We start from the raw sequence: 17706 nt of genomic DNA on the forward strand, positions 1-17706 counted from the left end.
AGACGGTCAACATAGCTATTTTCTTATTTTGGCAATGATTTGAGACTTAATTTTATGTTTATCATAGTCATAGACAGACATTCTTTGTATCTTTGCAGCCTATTTTAGATACAATATTATTTAGTTATGAAACTTTTATTACTTACAGTTGGCCTCTTATTAATCGCATTTGCAGGAATTGCCATTAAATTATGGGCCAAAAAAGACGGAAAGTTTGCCGGCACTTGTGCAAGCCAAAGTCCTTTTCTAAATCAAGAAGGAGAATCTTGTTCTCTTTGTGGTAAAACACCAGATGAGTTTTCGGGATGTAATGAGAGCGAACATTCTAAATAATCATCTCAACTTTCCTATTCAAAAATAAGTCGTTGAAAAAAGAACATCGTATTTCGTTAGAAGAGCATATCGGTAATGCAAAAGAAGGAAAGCAAACTTCTTTTAATTATCTTTTGGACACTTTTTGGAATGACGTTTATAATTTTCAATTAAAAAGAACTGAAAACGAATATGAAGCCGAGGATATTACTATTCAAAGTTTTTCTAGAGCATTTGACAAGATCAATACGTTTAACGAAGAATATAATTTTAAGACTTGGTTGATCCAAATTTCTAAAAATATTCATATTGATTTATTACGAAAAAAAAATGCCTCTATACAGTCCAAAACAACTACTCAAGTTGATGATTCTGTATATAAAATCGCTGATGATAACCCTACTCCAGAAGACAAACTAATCACCGAACAAAATCTCGCACAGCTACTTCGGTATATAAAGCAATTAAAACCTCATTATCAGCAAGTAATTAATTTACGTTATTTCCAGGAATTAAGTTATAAAGAAATTGCAGAAAATCTTAACGAACCTATCAACAATATTAAGGTAAAACTGTTACGGGCTAAAAAGCTATTAGCCGAAATCATCAACACTCCGAAGACTTAATTTTTCGCACAAACGGTGCATATGCAATTACCGTAGGTTAAAGGAAGTAAATCTTTTAATAACATTAAATAACGGATCAATCCATTTGTCATTGATTTTCTTATCATACTTAACAAATTTTTGCACCAATCCTTTAGGCGCAGATATTTCCTTTTCTATTGCAGTTATATTAATGTACCGGTGATTGTTAATCAACCACTTTTCTACTCGCTTTCTATTATTGTGTTTTTTTTTAGGACTTACCAATTCCTCCTGCATGATTTTACCCCTTTTTTAGAGTGATAACTATCAAATAGAGAAAAAATTTTATGTTAACTTAATTTTAACCTAATGTTAAGTTTTTTTTACATAAAAAAGATTGGTGTTTATAAACATAAACACCAATCCTTAATCTATTAAAATTATTGATGAATTATCGTTTAAAACCCTTTTCTACAGAAAGAATCACATTAAATGTTTCGTTTTCTGGGTTAATTAAAATAGGATATTTTCCTGCATTTACTATATTTCCTTGAAGTCCCAGATTTTCACTGGTTTCTTTATCTAAAACCAAATCTGTTTCTAAATAAAATACTCCAGATTCCCTATTTTCTATAGACATTAATTCATTTTTCTCATAGAATTGAAGCCCCATAACCTGTTCATTTAAAGCAAAAGGAACTGATGTAATCCTCGGATCAATATCCAACTCTAGTTTATCTCTAAATGAGCCAAAATCTCTAGGGTCAAATTTTTCATAAATGATCCATGGATCAAAGATATCTATCCAGCAAGGAATCAACCAGCAAGGATCAATGACTAATTTAGGGATACAAAATTTTCGAATACTACAAATTCCAGGTAAATTATCATTACATCTCAAACCTGAAGAGGTAAGTTGCCATCTTCCGTATTCGATAAAATAAATACACCATTCACCTCCCCATTTACCATCAACGGTTTCATTGATGTCTTTTTCTTGGTCAATTTGATCAATCGCATTGGTTTGTTCTTGATACACAGTTTCTTTTTCACATGCTGCAAACACAAAGAACATCATGATCATCATAATTAATGATACTTTTTTCATAATTACTAGTTTTAAAAGTTATCCTACTCTATTAAGGTTTTTCAGAAAACACCTTCCTAAATATTTAGAGCATCAAATGTAAAATGCTGAATATCAACATTCAAGGAGTTAAAAACTAAATCAATAAAGGAAATAAACTAATTTTAAAAGGGATGAATACCTATAAGTGAGCGGGTTAAATCGGTAACATTTACCCTAAAAGCTTATTTATATCACAACTTTTAAATTAACTAGATTGTAATCGAACCTTTCTTTGTATTTTTGCTAAAAATATTGCTTGTATGAATACTGATGTAAAAACCGTAGCTCCGCCAAAGGGAAAACCGAAATGGCTACGTGTTAAACTTCCAACAGGTAAAAAATATACAGAACTTAGAGGGTTAGTAGATAAATACAATTTACATACCATCTGTACTTCTGGTAGTTGTCCTAATATGGGAGAATGCTGGAGTGAAGGAACAGCCACTTTTATGATCCTAGGTAATATCTGTACGCGTTCTTGTGGTTTTTGTGGAGTAAAAACAGGAAGGCCAGAAACTGTAGATTGGGAAGAACCTGAAAAAGTGGCTAGGTCTATCAAAATAATGAATATTAAACATGCGGTAGTCACATCTGTCGACAGAGATGATTTAGCCGATGGAGGTTCGATTATTTGGGCAGAAACTATACAGGCCATTCGTAGAATGAATCCTGAAACCACATTAGAAACTTTAATTCCCGACTTTCAAGGAAAAACTAAAAATATTGATCGAATTGTAGCGGTTAAACCAGAGGTCGTTTCTCATAATATGGAAACCGTAAAACGATTAACTCGTGAAGTTCGTATTCAAGCTAAATATGAACAAAGTCTGCAAGTCCTTAATTACTTAAAAGAGAGCGGAATTAATCGCACCAAAAGTGGAATTATGTTAGGTTTGGGGGAAAAAGAAGAAGAAGTAATACAAACCTTAAAAGATCTTAGAGGTGTTAATTTAGATATTGTTACCATTGGTCAATATTTACAGCCTAGCAAAAAACATCTTCCGGTAAAAGAGTTTATTACTCCGGATCAATTTAAGAAATATGAAGAAATTGGTTTAGAAATGGGATTCAGACATGTGGAGAGTGGAGCCTTGGTAAGATCTTCTTATAAAGCCCAAAAACATTTAACATAATCTACTAATACCCCAGCTAAAGGCAAAATGAATACACCCATAAGAATCGCCATTAATGGATTTGGAAGAATAGGACGTAATCTTTTTAGATTACTTATCGATCATCAAACAATACAAGTAGTAGCAATAAATGATCTTGCCGATTCTAGGACATTAAGCCATCTATTAAAGTATGATAGTATTCATGGTGTTTTACCTCTAGAGGTTGACTATACCGAAAACACTATCCTTGTTAATGAAACTCCTATACCTTTAACCAATAGGAAAAATCCTGATGACTGGAATTGGAAGGAATATGATGTGGATATTGTAGTAGAAGCAACAGGTCGTTTTAAATCCCAATCCATATTAGAAAAGCATATAACCGCTGGTGCAAAAAGAGTCATTCTATCCGTACCTCCAGAAGAAGATTATATCAAAACAGTTGTTTTAGGGGTAAATGAAAATATATTAGATGGTTCCGAAACTATAATATCTAATGCTTCGTGTACCACTAATAATGCAGCTCCAATGATTAAAGTGGTAAACGATCTTTGCGGTATAGAACAAGCTTATATAACTACTATACACAGCTACACCACAGATCAAAGTTTGCATGATCAACCTCATAGAGATTTAAGAAGAGCAAGAGCCGCTAGTCAATCTATAGTACCCACAACGACGGGAGCTGCAAAAGCGTTAACCAAAATTTTTCCAGAATTAAGCAATGTTATTGGTGGGTGTGGTATTCGAGTTCCTGTACCAGATGGTTCATTAACAGATATAACTTTTAATGTTAAAAGCCCAACCTCTATAGAAGAAATTAACCTCGCTTTTAAAAATGCATCTAACACCCATTTAAAAGGAATTTTAGCATATACTGAAGACCCTATTGTGTCTGTGGATATACTAGGAAACCCGTACTCTTGCGTATTTGATTCGCTAATGACTTCGGTCATCGGAAAAATGGTCAAAATCATAGGATGGTACGACAACGAAATAGGATATAGTAATAGAATAATTGATTTAATTATTAACATTTGTAAGAAATAACTATATTAGTTGAGATATTTCAGAGGAAAAATGCCAACCCAAATCAGATTTTTTACAGTAAAATTTTTACTTATTTGTTGTTTTTATGCTTCATCACAAACGATCGAAAGTATTCCTAAACAACAGGTACAGGATTCTATTGAAATTTATTTAAGTAGAGCTTCTACTGCAATAAATCAAACAAAACTAGAACTCGCACTTTCTAATATTGTAAGAGCCAAAGAAATAGCTCTTCAAAATCAAAATCGCACCTATATTGCAAGAACAAATATGGTGCTCGCCAAACTTTATCGAGAATTAGGAGATCTAAAAAAAGCTGAAGAAGAAATTCTAGATGCAATCCAGGTACACAAAGAAAAAAATGATGAGAATATGCTTGCTCATTCATTAATGACCTATGGATCTATTGCTACAAGATTAAAAAAATACGATACAGCCCGAGAAGTTTTATTATCTGCCTTGGATCTCACCAAAAAAAATGACCTCAAACCTTTTGCAGGGCCCATAAATGTTAATATCGGGGTGTTGGAGTTATCTTTGGGTAACCCAAAGATTGCAATAAAACATTTTAATAGCGGACTCCCTACCATTGAGTCATATAAAATGCATTATTTTAAAGCAAAGCTATACACCTGCAAAGCAAGAGCGCAATTAGAAGTAGGAAAACCGGATGAAGCTATACTTACAAATGAATTGGCTTTACAGATTGGAAAAGAAAAAAATTATACAGAGATACAATCAGAATGCTATAAACTTTATAGTAAAATACATGAAACGAAAGAGGACTTTCCAACATCCTTAGCATACCTTAAGATCCATCAAAAAATAAAGGATTCATTATTCAATACGAACAAAGAAATTATCGCCCAAGAAGCTGGAGCAAAATTAAATTTAAGTGAGAATAATGTATTGATTGAAGAATTAACCGAAGAGAATATCCAGCAACAAAAATCACTTAAATTAGGTCGTCTTACAACAATATTAAGTATCGCCCTGATAACTATATTATCGTTACTAACTCTTTCTTTATATAAAAACAATAATCTTAGAGCCAGAGCTAACGAGTTGCTACAAAACAAAAATACCGAACTGATTCTAGCCAAAGAAAATGCAGAGAGAGCGAGTGCCGCAAAAGTACAATTCTTGTCAACCATTACACACGAATTAAGGACTCCTTTATATGCTGTAACTGGGTTAACACATCTTTTACTAGAAGAAAGTCCTACTCCTAACCAAAAAGAACATCTAAACTCTCTTAAATTCTCTGGAGAATACCTTTTGTCTTTAATAAATAATATTTTAGACCTTAATAAACTCGAAGCTAACAAGGTAGAATTAGAGAACACTTCTTTCAACCTTAAGAAACGAATTAACGATGTATTAATAGCTTTAGGCAAATCAGCAAAAGATCGTAATAACAAACTTCATTACGAGTTTGACAATGCCATACCTGCAAAACTAAAGGGAGATCCATTAAAAGTTTCTCAAGTACTGATTAATCTAATAGGGAACTCTATAAAATTCACCCAAAATGGAGACATTTCTATTAAGGTCAAACTGATTAATAAAATTGACAATAAAGTTTTCCTTAACTTCAAGATCGAAGACAATGGAGTTGGAATTTCAGAAAAGAAACAACAAAGCATATTCGAAAACTTTACTCAAGGCTCTGTACAGATCAACAGAAAATTTGGAGGTACTGGCCTAGGTTTATCTATTGTAAAAAACCTACTATCATTAATGGATAGTGAAATTAGGTTAGAAAGTGAATTAGGCAAAGGCTCGAAGTTTTTATTTGATCTTAAGTTTGAAATTTTTGAAGATAAAAGTGCTGATTATTCTGAAGAAGCAAAAAAAATAGATTATAATATATTAGTAGACAAACATATCCTAATTGTTGAAGACAATAAAATCAATCAACTCATCACTAGAAAAATACTTGAGAAAAGTAAAATTATATGTGACGTTGCCGATAATGGTGATATAGCGGTACATAAAGTACAAGAGAATACTTATGATCTTATACTTATGGATATACATATGCCTGGTATAAGTGGTATAGAAGCGACAAGGCAAATTAGAGAATTCAACACCGAAATACCAGTTATTGCTCTTACCGCGGTTACACTGGATGATAATCTAGATGAATTTTATGATAACGGATTTAATGATATCATCCCTAAACCATATAAAACTGAAGAGTTTTTTACCAAACTTCATAAAGCATTAGTCAAAAAACAAACCACAACTTAATAGGTTGGCACAACTATTGATACTTACTAATCAAGCTTAATAATGTTAAGCATATTTGAATTAGCCAGAATACATAAAAAAATGAGGTGTACTACGCCTCATTTTTTATATACTCTAGTATTTTGTTATCAAAATCACCTCCTCCTTCTATAAAATTCATTGCTATAGGTTGATACCATAACGCAGCATCTTTTGAAAAATTAGGCGCTAGTCTAACATAATCTTTTTCTGTAGTTATAATATATTTCAACTTTTTTAAAGCCTCCAATTCTTGCGAAGAAAAGTTATGATGATCAGGAAAACTAACATGATTAAATTCTAAGCCCAAAGATTGATAATATTCTATTAAAGGCTTAGGGTTCGCAATACCAGTTACCAAAGTAAAAGGTTTATTTTTAAATTGATCTATAGATGTAGTACCCAAAGTGCCGATCACCTCTTTTTCATAACCAATAGAGGCAAAAAATAAAAGCTGATTAGGTTTTATATTAAGTTTTTTCTTGATTTTTATTTTTTCTTCACTAGAAATGTCCTCAGGACATTTGGTTACAATAATAACATCAGCTCTATTCGCTCCTTTTCTGGGCTCTCTAAGATTTCCTGTGGGCAATACAATGTCGCTACTATAAAGATCATAATATGCCGTGAGTAAAATATAAAATCCCGCCTTTACTTTACGATGTTGATATGCGTCATCCAAAATAATCAACTCAGGAGTAGGCGTACATAATCTCAATTCATCAATCCCATTACGCCTGTCTGCATCTACCCCAACTGTAATATCATCAAATTTAGTTTTAAATTGAAGAGGTTCATCCCCCACCTCTTTGGCTGTCGAAGAAGAACTTACCAGTTGAAACCCTTTTGTCTCTCTCTTATATCCTCTACTAAGCGTTGCGAGCTTAATTTTATCTTTACATAAACGAATTAGATATTCTACCATAGGAGATTTCCCAGTACCTCCTACACTTAAATTCCCAACCGCAATTATATAAAAATCATACCTTTTAGATTTTTTAATCCCCAGATCGTACATTCTATTGCGCAACCAAGTTACAATGTAATATATAGGAACAATGGGCAATAATATCTTTCGAAATAAATTCATGTTCACAAAAGTATAAAACGAAACTTTGATTATTGCTAAAAGTTTTTTTACATTCATTTTTTTAATAGAAAACGCAACACTATGCTCATAGAAGAAGTTATACAACATTTAGAGGTTTTGGCGCCAACGGCTTATGCAGAAGATTTTGATAATGTTGGTTTATTAGTAGGAAATTCTAACACAACCGTTACAGGAATTTTGGTAACTCTGGACACTCTTGAAATCATAGTGGATGAAGCGATAGAAAACAACTGTAATTTAATTATAAGTTTTCATCCAATTGTGTTTAAAGGAATAAAAAAATTCAATGGAACCAATTATGTCGAACGTGTAGTTATGAAGGCTATAAAACATGACATCGCCATCTATGCCATTCACACTGCACTTGACAATGCTTTACAAGGAGTAAATGACATGATATGCGAGCAACTGGGGCTTATAAATCGTAGAATATTGATCCCACAAAGTGGAAACATAAAAAAATTAATCACATTTGCTCCTACTAAAGAAGCAGAACAATTAAAAACTAAGCTTTTCAAGGCTGGTGCTGGTGCTATTGGAAATTATACTAATTGTAGTTTTTCCTCAGAAGGAATAGGAACTTTCCGTGCCTCAGATAAAGCAAATCCAACTTTGGGAGAAATTGGAAAGACTCATTATGAAAACGAAACTCAAATTCAGGTTACCTATCCCAAACATCTTGAAAGAATAATTATAAAAGCACTTTTCGAAAATCATTCTTACGAAGAAGTAGCCTATGAAATTACATCTCTAGAGAACAACAACCAACATATAGGAATGGGAATGATCGGGGAACTAGTTGAACCCATGGAAGAAGTTAGTTTTCTAAAACATATAAAAGAAACTTTTAAAACAGGATGTGTCCGACACTCCGAATTATTGGATAAGCCGATCAAAAAAGTAGCTGTATTAGGCGGAAGTGGTAGCTTTGCAATTAAAAATGCGCAACGAGCAGGAGCAGACATTTTTATTACGGCTGATCTAAAATATCATCAATTCTATGAGGCCGAAAAACGTTTAATTCTTGCTGATATCGGTCATTATGAAAGCGAACAATACACAAAAAACCTAATTGTTAGCTATCTTAGAAAAAAAATCAGTAATTTTGCAATCATTTTATCGGATAAAAACACCAATCCTATTCAATATCTTTAAAATATGGCAAAGAAAGAAGTTACTGTTGAGCAAAAATTAAGAGCGTTATACGACTTGCAATTAATTGACTCTAGAGTTGATGAGATCAGAAACGTACGCGGAGAGCTACCTTTAGAAGTTGAAGATCTAGAAGATGAAGTAGCCGGATTAAATAAAAGATTAGAGAAGTTAAATAACGATCTTGAGTCTATTGATGATAGTATTAAGGCTAAAAAGAACTTAATAGAAGAAGCTAAAACTCTAATCAAAAAATACGGAGAACAACAAAAAAATGTTCGTAACAATAGAGAATACAATTCTTTGAGCAAGGAGATTGAATTTCAGGAATTAGAAATTCAATTAGCTGAAAAGCACATCAAAGAACATAAGGCTCAAATCGGACAGAAAAATGAAATCATAGGTCAAACTAAAGATAAATTATCAGAGCGTAACCAACACCTCTCACACAAAAAAGGTGAGCTCGATGCAATTTTAGCAGAGACTGAAAAAGAAGAACAAGCGTTAATAGCAAAATCTGAAGATTATCAAAAAGATATCGAAGATCGTCTTATAAACGCCTACAAGAGAATAAGAAATAACGTAAAAAATGGTTTAGCCGTTGTTCCTATCGAAAGAGGAGCATCTGGAGGTTCTTTTTTCACTATTCCTCCACAGGTTCAAATGGAAATTGCTTCTCGCAAAAAGATTATTACTGATGAGCATAGTGGTCGAATTCTTGTCGATCAAGAATTAGCAAGAGAAGAAAAAGAAAAAATGAACACCCTTTTTTCTAAATTATAAGAAAGATTAATATCATAATATCACAAACCTCAGGTTAATTCTTGAGGTTTTTTTTATACCACACATTCCTTGTACTCAAGAAGAAATACACAAACTTCAATACTATTTCCTTCTTAACTATTCAGAAACCATACAAGAGTGCACATAATTTGTAATTATATTCAAAAACTTTACTTAATTTATATATTAAATTAATTCTTGTAGATTACCCCAATAAAGAACCTTATGATGCAACAACTTTTAATAATAGGCACCGTATGGCCAGAACCCAATTCTTCTGCTGCCGGAAGCAGAATGTTGCAACTCATTGAACTTATGCTACAACAAGAATGGAAAATAACATTTGCTTGTGCAGCCAAAGAGAGCGAATACATGGTTAATCTAGAAGAAATAGGTGTTTCAAAGACATCCATAGAGGTTAATAATTCTAATTTTGATGTATTCATAAAAAAATTAAAACCAAATATTGTAATTTTCGATAGGTTTATGACAGAAGAACAGTTTGGATGGAGAATCGCAAAAGAATGCCCAAATACGTTAAGAATCCTAAACACTGAAGACTTACATTGCTTAAGAAAAACCAGACAAGAATGTTTTAAGAATAAAACTGAGTTTACAATAAATCATCTTATAAAAAATGATGTTACAAAGCGAGAAATAGCAAGCATTTATCGTTGCGATCTCTCTTTAATGATTTCTGATTTCGAAATAAACTTGCTTAAAGAAGTTTTTAATATCCATGATCAATACTTACACTACTTACCTTTTTTATTAACTCCGATCACCCAAGAAATCCAAACAAAATGGCACACGTACGAACAAAGAAGTAATTTTGTTACGATAGGAAACTTTCTTCACCAACCTAACTGGAATAGTATCTTATATCTAAAAGAAACTATTTGGCCTTTAATCCGAAAAGAACTTCCAAAAGCTACATTACAAATTTATGGAGCTTACCCTTCACCAAAGGTAACCCAACTTCATAATCCCCAAGAAGGCTTTCTTATCAAGGGTAGAGCAAAAAGTTCTGAAGAAATCATGATGAAAGCAAAAGTATGTCTAGCACCATTGCGTTTTGGAGCCGGTATCAAAGGAAAACTCGTAGAAGCTATGTGTTGCGGCACTCCTAGTGTTACTACCAAAATTGGCGCCGAAGGTATGCTTAATGAAGAATCTGATTGGAATGGCTTTATCACAGATGATCCTATAAAATTCGCCAAATCAGCGATCACACTGTATCAAAACAAGAATTTATGGCAACAATCACAGCAAAATGGAATAGAAATCATCAATACCAGATTTCAAAAAAGCGCACATACCACCGCTATAATTGATAAGATAACACAGCTTCAAAACGACCTACAACATCATCGATCCAATAATTTCATTGGAAGCATGCTTCAACACCACACACTTAGGAGCACAGAGTTCATGGCAAGATGGATAGAAGAAAAGAACAAGAGGTAGCTAACTTTAATACAATAACAAACAAAAAATGGTTAGAACATTTCTTGTTATGATTCGCAATAGAGTCTAGGGAACAAAAAAAGCTCTTCCACATTGTGGAAAAGCTTAAGTAATATTATAAAACGTTACACTACTAACTTATAGAGCAGCAACGTGTTTTGCCAACTGAGATTTTAAATTAGCTGCTTTATTCTTATGAATAACATTATTCTTAGCTAATTTATCAAGCATAGAAACAACAGTAGGAAACAAAGTCTCTGCTTCTTTCTTATCAGCTTCACGTAATTTTTTTATAGCATTACGTGTTGTTTTATGCTGGTATCTGTTTCTAAGACGTCTTGTCTCGTTACTTCTAATTCTTTTTAATGCAGATTTATGATTTGCCATCTCTCTTCTATTAAATTTCTTACTACTAAAATTTGTAGCCCGTAGGGGAATCGAACCCCTCTTACCAGGATGAAAACCTGGCGTCCTAGCCGATAGACGAACGGGCCATTTCCCTTTTTCAAGGATTGCAAATTTATAGTTTTCACTCCAAACTTGCAATTAATTTTATAATTCGTAGCCCGTAGGGGAATCGAACCCCTCTTACCAGGATGAAAACCTGGCGTCCTAGCCGATAGACGAACGGGCCATAGTTGTTTGTCTAATTGCGGATGCAAAAATACAACTATTTTTTAATGGCGCAAGTGTTATTTTATTTTTTTCTAAAACTTAATACGCCTTTGCAAATAACACCCTGATTTTGGAAGGTTTACCGGTATAAAAACACTTGCCTTCTTCTTCTTTGGCATCAAAAGGGATACATCTAATTGTTGCTTTGGTAAGCTCCTTTATTTTTTGCTCGGTCTCTGCGGTTCCATCCCAATGTGCAGAGATAAACCCACCTTTTTCCTCTAAAACTTGTTTAAATTCATCAAAAGTATCTACCTCGGTAATATGACTATCCCTGTATTGAGTTGCTTTTTGATGCAGTTCTTCCTGGATTTGCTTCAGCAAGGATTCTATTGTAGCAACAACCTCATCCTTTGCTACAAATTGTTTAGTTAACGTATCTCTACGCGCTAACTCTACAGTACCTTTTTCAAGATCTTTTGGACCAATTGCCATTCGTAAAGGTACTCCTTGCAATTCATACTGAGCAAATTTAGCTCCTGGTCTATGCGTATCGCGATTATCAAATTTTACCGAAATGCCTTTTGATCTTAAATCATTCACTAACTCATTAGCCACTTCAGAAATCTTTTCTAATTGTTCTTCTCCTTTATAAATTGGCACTATAACCACTTGTATAGGTGCTAAATTAGGAGGTAAAACCAATCCGTTATCATCACTATGTGTCATAATTAAGGCTCCCATCAATCTAGTAGAAACACCCCAAGAGGTCGCCCATACATAATCTTGTTTTCCTTCTTTTGAAGTAAACTTAACATCAAATGCCTTTGCAAAGTTTTGACCTAAAAAATGTGATGTTCCTGCCTGTAAAGCCTTACCATCTTGCATTAAGGCTTCGATACAATATGTATCTTCCGCTCCTGCAAAACGTTCACTTTCAGTTTTTCGACCTTTTATCACTGGGATTGCCATAAAACTCTCTACAAAATCTGCATACACATTGTTCATTTGTTCGGTTTCGGCTATCGCTTCTCCTCTAGTTTCATGAGCTGTATGTCCTTCTTGCCACAAAAACTCTGCAGTTCGAAGAAAAAGACGAGTTCTCATCTCCCATCGTACAACATTAGCCCATTGATTTACTAAAATTGGTAAATCTCGATAAGACTGAATCCATCCTTTGTAAGTATTCCAAATGATTGCTTCAGAAGTAGGACGCACAATAAGTTCTTCTTCTAATTTGGCATTAGGATCAACAATTAATTTAGATGCATCATCAGGATCTGTTTTCAATCTGTAATGTGTCACTACCGCGCACTCTTTTGCAAACCCTTCCGCGTTTTTTTCTTCGGCTTCAAAGAGACTTTTCGGTACAAATAATGGAAAATATGCATTTTGATGCCCCGTTTCTTTAAATTTTCTATCTAATTCTGCCTGCATTTTTTCCCAAATAGCATACCCATACGGCTTAATTACCATACACCCTCTTACTGCTGAATTCTCCGCTAAGTCTGCCTTAACAACCAATTCATTATACCATTTTGAATAATCTTCGCTACGCTTTGTTAAATTCTTGCTCATAAACTACTATTTGGCACAAATGTTGTGACTCTGTTAAATATAATTTAATTAGCGCAAAACTAACTAAATTTGTAATGTTCAACAATAAAATAAGAAGATATGCGATCTAAAAATTATTTTCATAGAAATGGCGCCATTGGAGTTTTACTATTGGCTAGCGTATTTATGTTGACGTCTTGTGGATCTTATGACTATGTACCTTATAATGACGGTATATATGCAGAAGCAAGAAGCCAAAGAAATATTGAAACGCCTCCAAATAGAACACCAGAAAAATCAAACTATTATTCTAGTTATTTTTCGGAAAAATCATCACAAATTGATAATGCGATTGAAGATGATGTAATTTTTACAGATATAGATTCTTATTCTAGTGAAGGATATAATTCTGCAGATACTACAGCAACTGCATTAAATTATGAAGTTGGACAACCATCTTGGGGTAGTGATTATGACGAAGTAAGTATTAATATAATTAATACCGGATGGAATCGCCCATTTTGGGGAGCTGGCTTTGGATATGGTGGTTTTTATGGACCGTATGGTTATGGAGGTTTCTACGATCCGTTTAATTTTGGGTTTGGATTTGGAGGCTTCGGTTTTGGTGGATTTGGATTCGGTTACGGAGGCTTTTATTGCCCTCCCTTTTATGCTGGATATTATGGAGGCTTCAGAGGTTACCGTGGGTTTTATGGAGGATATCCTTATTATAGAGGTAATAGATACTATGCATACAATCGCGGTAGTAGAAATGGATACGCATATGCTTCAAGAAGTCGATATAGAAATTCCAACGCTAGATATTCTACACGATCACGTAACGGAAATTATAGTAGCAGAAGCAGGCAAGGTTACTCAAACAGAAGACGAGTATCCGCAAATGCGAGCAGATCAAGAAATTCTGGATATTCGAACGGATCTAATACTTACGGATCAAGATCAAGATCATCTTCTTCTGTAAATAGAGGTAATTCTAGATATTCTGGTCCAGGTACAAGAGCGCGAAGCAGTTCTTCTTCGAGCAGAAGTCGATCATACACACCTTCTTCTGGTTCTTCTAGAAGTAGAAGTTCTGGATATTCGAGAGGAAGCTCTTCTAGAAGCAGTAGTTATTCTCGTTCTGGAGGAAGTAGATCTTCATCTAGAAGTAGCGGTAGCAGAGGTGGCGGTAGCAGAGGAAGAGGAAGAGGATAAAAACTTAAACTCTTGGCTCCAAGCAAAAGTCAAGGATTATCGGGCAGCTCTCTAGAATGTCAAAAAACTGACATTCTGTAATTCAAAAAATTATACGTAAATGAAAAAACTATTTTTATTCATAGGTGTACTTTCTATGTCTTTTCTGAACGCTCAAGATATTACCGATGCGCTTAGATACTCTCAGCAAAATATCTTAGGAACAGCTCGTTTTAAGGGAATGAGCGGAGCTTTTGGAGCCTTGGGAGGAGATGTATCTTCTATACAAATTAATCCTGCTGGATCGGCAGTCTTTTTAAATTCGTATGGATCATTAACGCTTTCTTCATCAAGAATTACCAATGAAGCTAATTATTTTAATGGGTTTGCATCTGAAAATTCTACGAATATCAATTTCAATCAGTTAGGAACCATTCTTGTTTACAATAATTACGATGATAATTCTACGGGAGTTAATCGTTTATCATTAGGTTTAACATACGAACAAACCGCAGATAACGCAGATCAATTAATAGCCTTTGGAAGGAGCACAAATTCTATAGACAATTTTTTCCTTGAAGAAGCGCAAGGAGTTCCTCTAGATTTGATAACTAGAAGAACAGGAGAATCGATTGATGATCTTTATGGCTTTCTTGGAGAAACCCAAGGAGTTGGCGTGCAACAAGCATTTTTAGGACATGAAGCTTTTGTAATTGAAGCAGACGACCCAAATAATCCTGATAATACCGTATATTCTTCTAATATCGCATCGGGTTTTTTTGATCAAGAATATATCTATGAAAGCACTGGACTTAATGGTAAATTTACAATCAATGGAGGTGCCCAAATAAATCAAGATTTTTACATAGGACTTAATCTAAATTCTCATTTTATAAATTACGACAGAGTTACTGAATTTTTTGAAGGAAACAATAATACGGGCAGCAATGTAAATGAAGTATTGTTTACCAATAGACTATCCACTACTGGAGCTGGTTTCTCTCTTCAGATAGGAGGTATTGCCAAGGTTTCTGAAATATTACGTTTAGGCGCATCTTATGAATCACCAACATGGTACTACATAGAAGAAGAAACTGTTCAACGATTAGAAACAGTTAGCGATGCCGACGGAAGAGCTATAGTAGACCCTGATGTAATTAATATTTTTCCGGAATACAAATTACGTACTCCCGCCAGTTATACGGGTAGTGCAGCGATATTATTTGGCCAAGAAGGGCTTATTAGTATAGATTATTCATATAAAGATTATGCCTCTATAGATGTCAGTTCTGATGAAGGAGTTAATTTCTCTAACCTAAATAGTGATATCGACAATTTACTACAAGGCGCCTCTACAATAAGAATTGGTTCTGAATGGAGAAATGGCAATTGGAGTTTTAGAGGAGGGTTTAGTTTTGAAGAAAGCCCTTACAAAAATGATTTAATACTAGGTGATAAGAATGGATTTTCATTTGGCCTAGGATATAATTTTGGACAGTTTAGGTTTGATTTTGCTTATGATTACACAGAGCAACAAAGAGAAGAGCAATTTTTTCCAAATTCTGGTTTTACAAACTTTGCTGTAGTAGATACTTATCGAGATAATTACACTTTTACACTTGGAATGAATTTTTAATTCATACACACAACACATAAAAAAAAGAGCTTCTGAGAAAGAAGCTCTTTTTTTTATGTGTTGTATTATTATTTTATCGTATTAAGGAAAAACTCCCTGCAAAAACTCTTCTTCTCATATTGGGATCTCTAGGTTCATTAAACTCTACTCTAAACCAATAATCTGAAGAAGGCATAATCTTTCCATTATATGTTCCATCCCAACCTGCTCCTCCAGGCCTAAGCTGTTTTAACAATTTACCATATCGATCAAATATATAAATCTGCGCTCCTGGTTGATTTTCGATATTTATAAGACTCCAAGTATCATGAAAACCATCTCCGTTAGGCGTAAAATATTTGGGGTATCCTAAAATCATAAAGATCTCAGATTCTCTTTCACTCACAAGGCAATTAGCATATCTTGCTGCTATTCGATAATCTCCAGGAGGTACATCCGAAAATACAGGAGAGGATTGATATTCTCTATATTCTTGAAAACCATTGCCAATATCTCTATCCAATCTATATTCAAAATCTGTAAACCCTAAAGCCTGAATATCAATAGGAGCTGTAGTTATTTCGGCAGTAATCGTATAACTTCCTGCAAAAGATTCTTCGGTGATATTTTCACTTACTGTTATTTCTATAGCCGATACATCTACTACTGTTAAATCATCTCTTCCCACCTCAACAGTACCGGCAGTATCAGAGTAGCCTATCAATTGATATACCCCTGGGGTAGTAACATCTAAAACGGGAGTCAGTGTTACTCCTCCTATCGGTGTAAAGTTTGTTGATCCTAAGTCTGCTCTTTCCCATTGATAAGAAACCGCTCCAGGAAAGCGACCTTCAATAGTAACAGGAAAATCACCACATGTAGCAATATCTGGTCCTACTCCAGGTTCTAGAATAGTACAATCAGTAGTACCTGCATTATCTTCATCTAGGTTTGTTTGTTGTAATTGAATAACTCCTGCTTCATCAGAAAAATTAGTAATCAAAATGAAATAATATTCTCCAGACTGAGCGTTGGGGATAGTAAAGGTCTCTGTAAAAATACCTTCTCCTGGATTTCTAGCAAAACTACAATCTACAATATTTGTATTATCTAAACCTAAAGGTCCTGTTGTATAAAAATCAGGATCATCTACATTATTCACACACTCAGCAGGACGTGGAGTATCATCTCCGGCAGTATCACATCCTGTTGCCAGAGCATCTTCACAATTAATAAAGGAAGTAGTAAAAGGACCCCAAGCAATAAAATCTACATCTAATTGCCGTTCTCCTCTATCCAAATTACTATTATTATTACCATCAACCCACTGTTGGATATCAAAAATAAGCTCTCCTGCTTCATCAATTCTTAGAAAATACCATGAAGAATTACGAGTACTATCTAAACAACCTAAGCCTTGAAAACTTATATCTTCGCCTGTGATATTTGGGAAAGTTAATTCTTGCGCTGCATCTGAACAAAAAGGCTGAGCAGTCCTACAGGCCACATCAAAGTCTAATTGAGCAAATCCAGAAAAATTGCTCATGCAAACAAAAATTAAAAATAACGAAATTTGAGGTATTCTTTTTGCCATTTCTTTATAACGTTAAAAACTACGATTTTCTTGTATTGAGGTTAAATTTGGGATTTAAATATACTGAACTTATTGAAGAAAACTAGTATCGGTAATTGTTTAACATTGCTTTCACTAACTAAAACAACAAAATCGTATCTTTGCAAACCATATT

16 protein-coding genes and 2 tRNA genes are annotated in these 17706 nt (G+C 33.9%); 10 read left to right on the forward strand and 8 right to left on the reverse strand.

The window, feature by feature from the left end; all coding sequences use genetic code 11:
* Nucleotides 1-126: 126 nt before the first annotated feature.
* The gene (locus DK508_RS03305) at nucleotides 127-333 is read left to right on the forward strand and encodes a membrane or secreted protein (protein WP_109299327.1); all 207 of its coding nucleotides are present in this window, start codon (nucleotides 127-129) and stop codon (nucleotides 331-333) included.
* A gap of 32 nt (nucleotides 334-365) precedes the next feature.
* Nucleotides 366-938 (forward strand): RNA polymerase sigma factor, encoded by a 573-nt coding sequence (locus tag DK508_RS03310; protein ID WP_235016267.1) that lies wholly within the window; start codon nucleotides 366-368, stop codon nucleotides 936-938.
* Nucleotides 939-965: 27 nt separating this feature from the next.
* Here DK508_RS03310 and DK508_RS03315 read toward each other — a convergent pair whose 3' ends face one another.
* Nucleotides 966-1196 carry a hypothetical protein gene (locus DK508_RS03315; RefSeq protein ID WP_109299329.1) on the reverse strand — a complete coding sequence of 77 codons (231 nt, stop codon included), beginning with the start codon at nucleotides 1194-1196 and terminating at the stop codon, nucleotides 966-968.
* 154 nt (nucleotides 1197-1350) lie between these two features.
* On the reverse strand, nucleotides 1351-2007 hold the full coding sequence (locus DK508_RS03320; RefSeq protein WP_109299330.1) for a hypothetical protein: 657 nt from the start codon (nucleotides 2005-2007) through the stop codon (nucleotides 1351-1353).
* 281 nt (nucleotides 2008-2288) lie between these two features.
* Here DK508_RS03320 and lipA point away from each other — a divergent pair, with 281 nt between their 5' ends.
* From lipA to DK508_RS03335, 3 genes are read left to right on the forward strand one after another with little or no spacing between them, the layout of a single operon-like run.
* The gene (gene lipA, locus DK508_RS03325) at nucleotides 2289-3161 is read left to right on the forward strand and encodes a lipoyl synthase (RefSeq protein WP_109299331.1); all 873 of its coding nucleotides are present in this window, start codon (nucleotides 2289-2291) and stop codon (nucleotides 3159-3161) included.
* Nucleotides 3162-3188: 27 nt separating this feature from the next.
* Nucleotides 3189-4193, forward strand: a complete 1005-nt coding sequence (gap, locus tag DK508_RS03330; RefSeq protein WP_109299332.1) for a type I glyceraldehyde-3-phosphate dehydrogenase — start codon at nucleotides 3189-3191, stop codon at nucleotides 4191-4193.
* Between the two features lie 30 nt (nucleotides 4194-4223).
* Complete coding sequence (locus DK508_RS03335; RefSeq protein WP_109299333.1) at nucleotides 4224-6446, forward strand: response regulator; 2223 nt, start codon at nucleotides 4224-4226, stop codon at nucleotides 6444-6446.
* Between the two features lie 91 nt (nucleotides 6447-6537).
* On the opposite strand, the gene lpxK is transcribed toward DK508_RS03335, so the two are convergent.
* Entirely contained in the window at nucleotides 6538-7554 is a 1017-nt protein-coding gene (gene lpxK, locus DK508_RS03340) for a tetraacyldisaccharide 4'-kinase (protein ID WP_109299586.1), read from the reverse strand.
* Nucleotides 7555-7635: 81 nt separating this feature from the next.
* Between lpxK and DK508_RS03345 the strand changes: the two genes are divergently transcribed.
* The 3 genes from DK508_RS03345 to DK508_RS03355 all read left to right on the forward strand — a co-directional run bounded on the left by DK508_RS03345 (nucleotide 7636) and on the right by DK508_RS03355 (nucleotide 10977).
* On the forward strand, nucleotides 7636-8730 hold the full coding sequence (locus DK508_RS03345; protein WP_109299334.1) for a Nif3-like dinuclear metal center hexameric protein: 1095 nt from the start codon (nucleotides 7636-7638) through the stop codon (nucleotides 8728-8730).
* A 3-nt stretch (nucleotides 8731-8733) separates the two neighbouring features.
* Nucleotides 8734-9510 (forward strand): zinc ribbon domain-containing protein, encoded by a 777-nt coding sequence (locus tag DK508_RS03350; RefSeq protein ID WP_109299335.1) that lies wholly within the window; start codon nucleotides 8734-8736, stop codon nucleotides 9508-9510.
* 225 nt (nucleotides 9511-9735) lie between these two features.
* The gene (locus tag DK508_RS03355; protein WP_370443815.1) at nucleotides 9736-10977 is read left to right on the forward strand and encodes a glycosyltransferase; all 1242 of its coding nucleotides are present in this window, start codon (nucleotides 9736-9738) and stop codon (nucleotides 10975-10977) included.
* Between the two features lie 138 nt (nucleotides 10978-11115).
* On the opposite strand, the gene rpsT is transcribed toward DK508_RS03355, so the two are convergent.
* The 4 genes from rpsT to proS form a co-directional block, all read right to left on the reverse strand.
* Nucleotides 11116-11364 (reverse strand): 30S ribosomal protein S20, encoded by a 249-nt coding sequence (gene rpsT / locus DK508_RS03360; RefSeq protein ID WP_109299337.1) that lies wholly within the window; start codon nucleotides 11362-11364, stop codon nucleotides 11116-11118.
* A 35-nt stretch (nucleotides 11365-11399) separates the two neighbouring features.
* Nucleotides 11400-11471: transfer RNA gene (locus DK508_RS03365), tRNA-Glu, on the reverse strand.
* A gap of 68 nt (nucleotides 11472-11539) precedes the next feature.
* Nucleotides 11540-11611: transfer RNA gene (locus DK508_RS03370), tRNA-Glu, on the reverse strand.
* Nucleotides 11612-11691: 80 nt separating this feature from the next.
* Entirely contained in the window at nucleotides 11692-13170 is a 1479-nt protein-coding gene (gene proS / locus DK508_RS03375) for a proline--tRNA ligase (protein ID WP_109299338.1), read from the reverse strand.
* A 99-nt stretch (nucleotides 13171-13269) separates the two neighbouring features.
* On the opposite strand from proS, the gene DK508_RS03380 reads away from it, so the two are divergent.
* Both DK508_RS03380 and DK508_RS03385 read left to right on the forward strand, forming a co-directional pair.
* Nucleotides 13270-14364 carry a hypothetical protein gene (locus DK508_RS03380; RefSeq protein ID WP_109299339.1) on the forward strand — a complete coding sequence of 365 codons (1095 nt, stop codon included), beginning with the start codon at nucleotides 13270-13272 and terminating at the stop codon, nucleotides 14362-14364.
* Between the two features lie 100 nt (nucleotides 14365-14464).
* Nucleotides 14465-15979, forward strand: coding sequence for an OmpP1/FadL family transporter (locus DK508_RS03385; RefSeq protein ID WP_109299340.1), 1515 nt, complete (start codon nucleotides 14465-14467; stop codon nucleotides 15977-15979).
* 73 nt (nucleotides 15980-16052) lie between these two features.
* Here DK508_RS03385 and DK508_RS03390 read toward each other — a convergent pair whose 3' ends face one another.
* Nucleotides 16053-17504: a T9SS type B sorting domain-containing protein gene (locus DK508_RS03390; protein WP_160114547.1), complete on the reverse strand. Its 1452-nt coding sequence runs from the start codon at nucleotides 17502-17504 to the stop codon at nucleotides 16053-16055.
* Nucleotides 17505-17706: the final 202 nt, after the last annotated feature.

This window comes from Aquimarina sp. AU474 (assembly GCF_900312815.1).
In the GTDB taxonomy this organism is placed as follows: domain Bacteria; phylum Bacteroidota; class Bacteroidia; order Flavobacteriales; family Flavobacteriaceae; genus Aquimarina.

Excerpts from the sequence above, each read along its gene's own strand:
- DK508_RS03305 (WP_109299327.1), top strand. The coding sequence starts at position 127 with ATGAAACTTTTATTACTTACAGTTGGCCTCTTATTAATCGCATTTGCA.
- DK508_RS03315 (WP_109299329.1), bottom strand. The coding sequence starts at position 1,196 with ATGCAGGAGGAATTGGTAAGTCCTAAAAAAAAACACAATAATAGAAAG.
- DK508_RS03320 (WP_109299330.1), bottom strand. The coding sequence starts at position 2,007 with ATGAAAAAAGTATCATTAATTATGATGATCATGATGTTCTTTGTGTTT.
- lipA (WP_109299331.1), top strand. The coding sequence starts at position 2,289 with ATGAATACTGATGTAAAAACCGTAGCTCCGCCAAAGGGAAAACCGAAA.
- gap (WP_109299332.1), top strand. The coding sequence starts at position 3,189 with ATGAATACACCCATAAGAATCGCCATTAATGGATTTGGAAGAATAGGA.
- DK508_RS03335 (WP_109299333.1), top strand. The coding sequence starts at position 4,224 with ATGCCAACCCAAATCAGATTTTTTACAGTAAAATTTTTACTTATTTGT.
- lpxK (WP_109299586.1), bottom strand. The coding sequence starts at position 7,554 with ATGAATTTATTTCGAAAGATATTATTGCCCATTGTTCCTATATATTAC.
- DK508_RS03345 (WP_109299334.1), top strand. The coding sequence starts at position 7,636 with ATGCTCATAGAAGAAGTTATACAACATTTAGAGGTTTTGGCGCCAACG.
- DK508_RS03350 (WP_109299335.1), top strand. The coding sequence starts at position 8,734 with ATGGCAAAGAAAGAAGTTACTGTTGAGCAAAAATTAAGAGCGTTATAC.
- DK508_RS03355 (WP_370443815.1), top strand. The coding sequence starts at position 9,736 with ATGATGCAACAACTTTTAATAATAGGCACCGTATGGCCAGAACCCAAT.
- rpsT (WP_109299337.1), bottom strand. The coding sequence starts at position 11,364 with ATGGCAAATCATAAATCTGCATTAAAAAGAATTAGAAGTAACGAGACA.
- proS (WP_109299338.1), bottom strand. The coding sequence starts at position 13,170 with ATGAGCAAGAATTTAACAAAGCGTAGCGAAGATTATTCAAAATGGTAT.
- DK508_RS03380 (WP_109299339.1), top strand. The coding sequence starts at position 13,270 with ATGCGATCTAAAAATTATTTTCATAGAAATGGCGCCATTGGAGTTTTA.
- DK508_RS03385 (WP_109299340.1), top strand. The coding sequence starts at position 14,465 with ATGAAAAAACTATTTTTATTCATAGGTGTACTTTCTATGTCTTTTCTG.
- DK508_RS03390 (WP_160114547.1), bottom strand. The coding sequence starts at position 17,504 with ATGAGCAATTTTTCTGGATTTGCTCAATTAGACTTTGATGTGGCCTGT.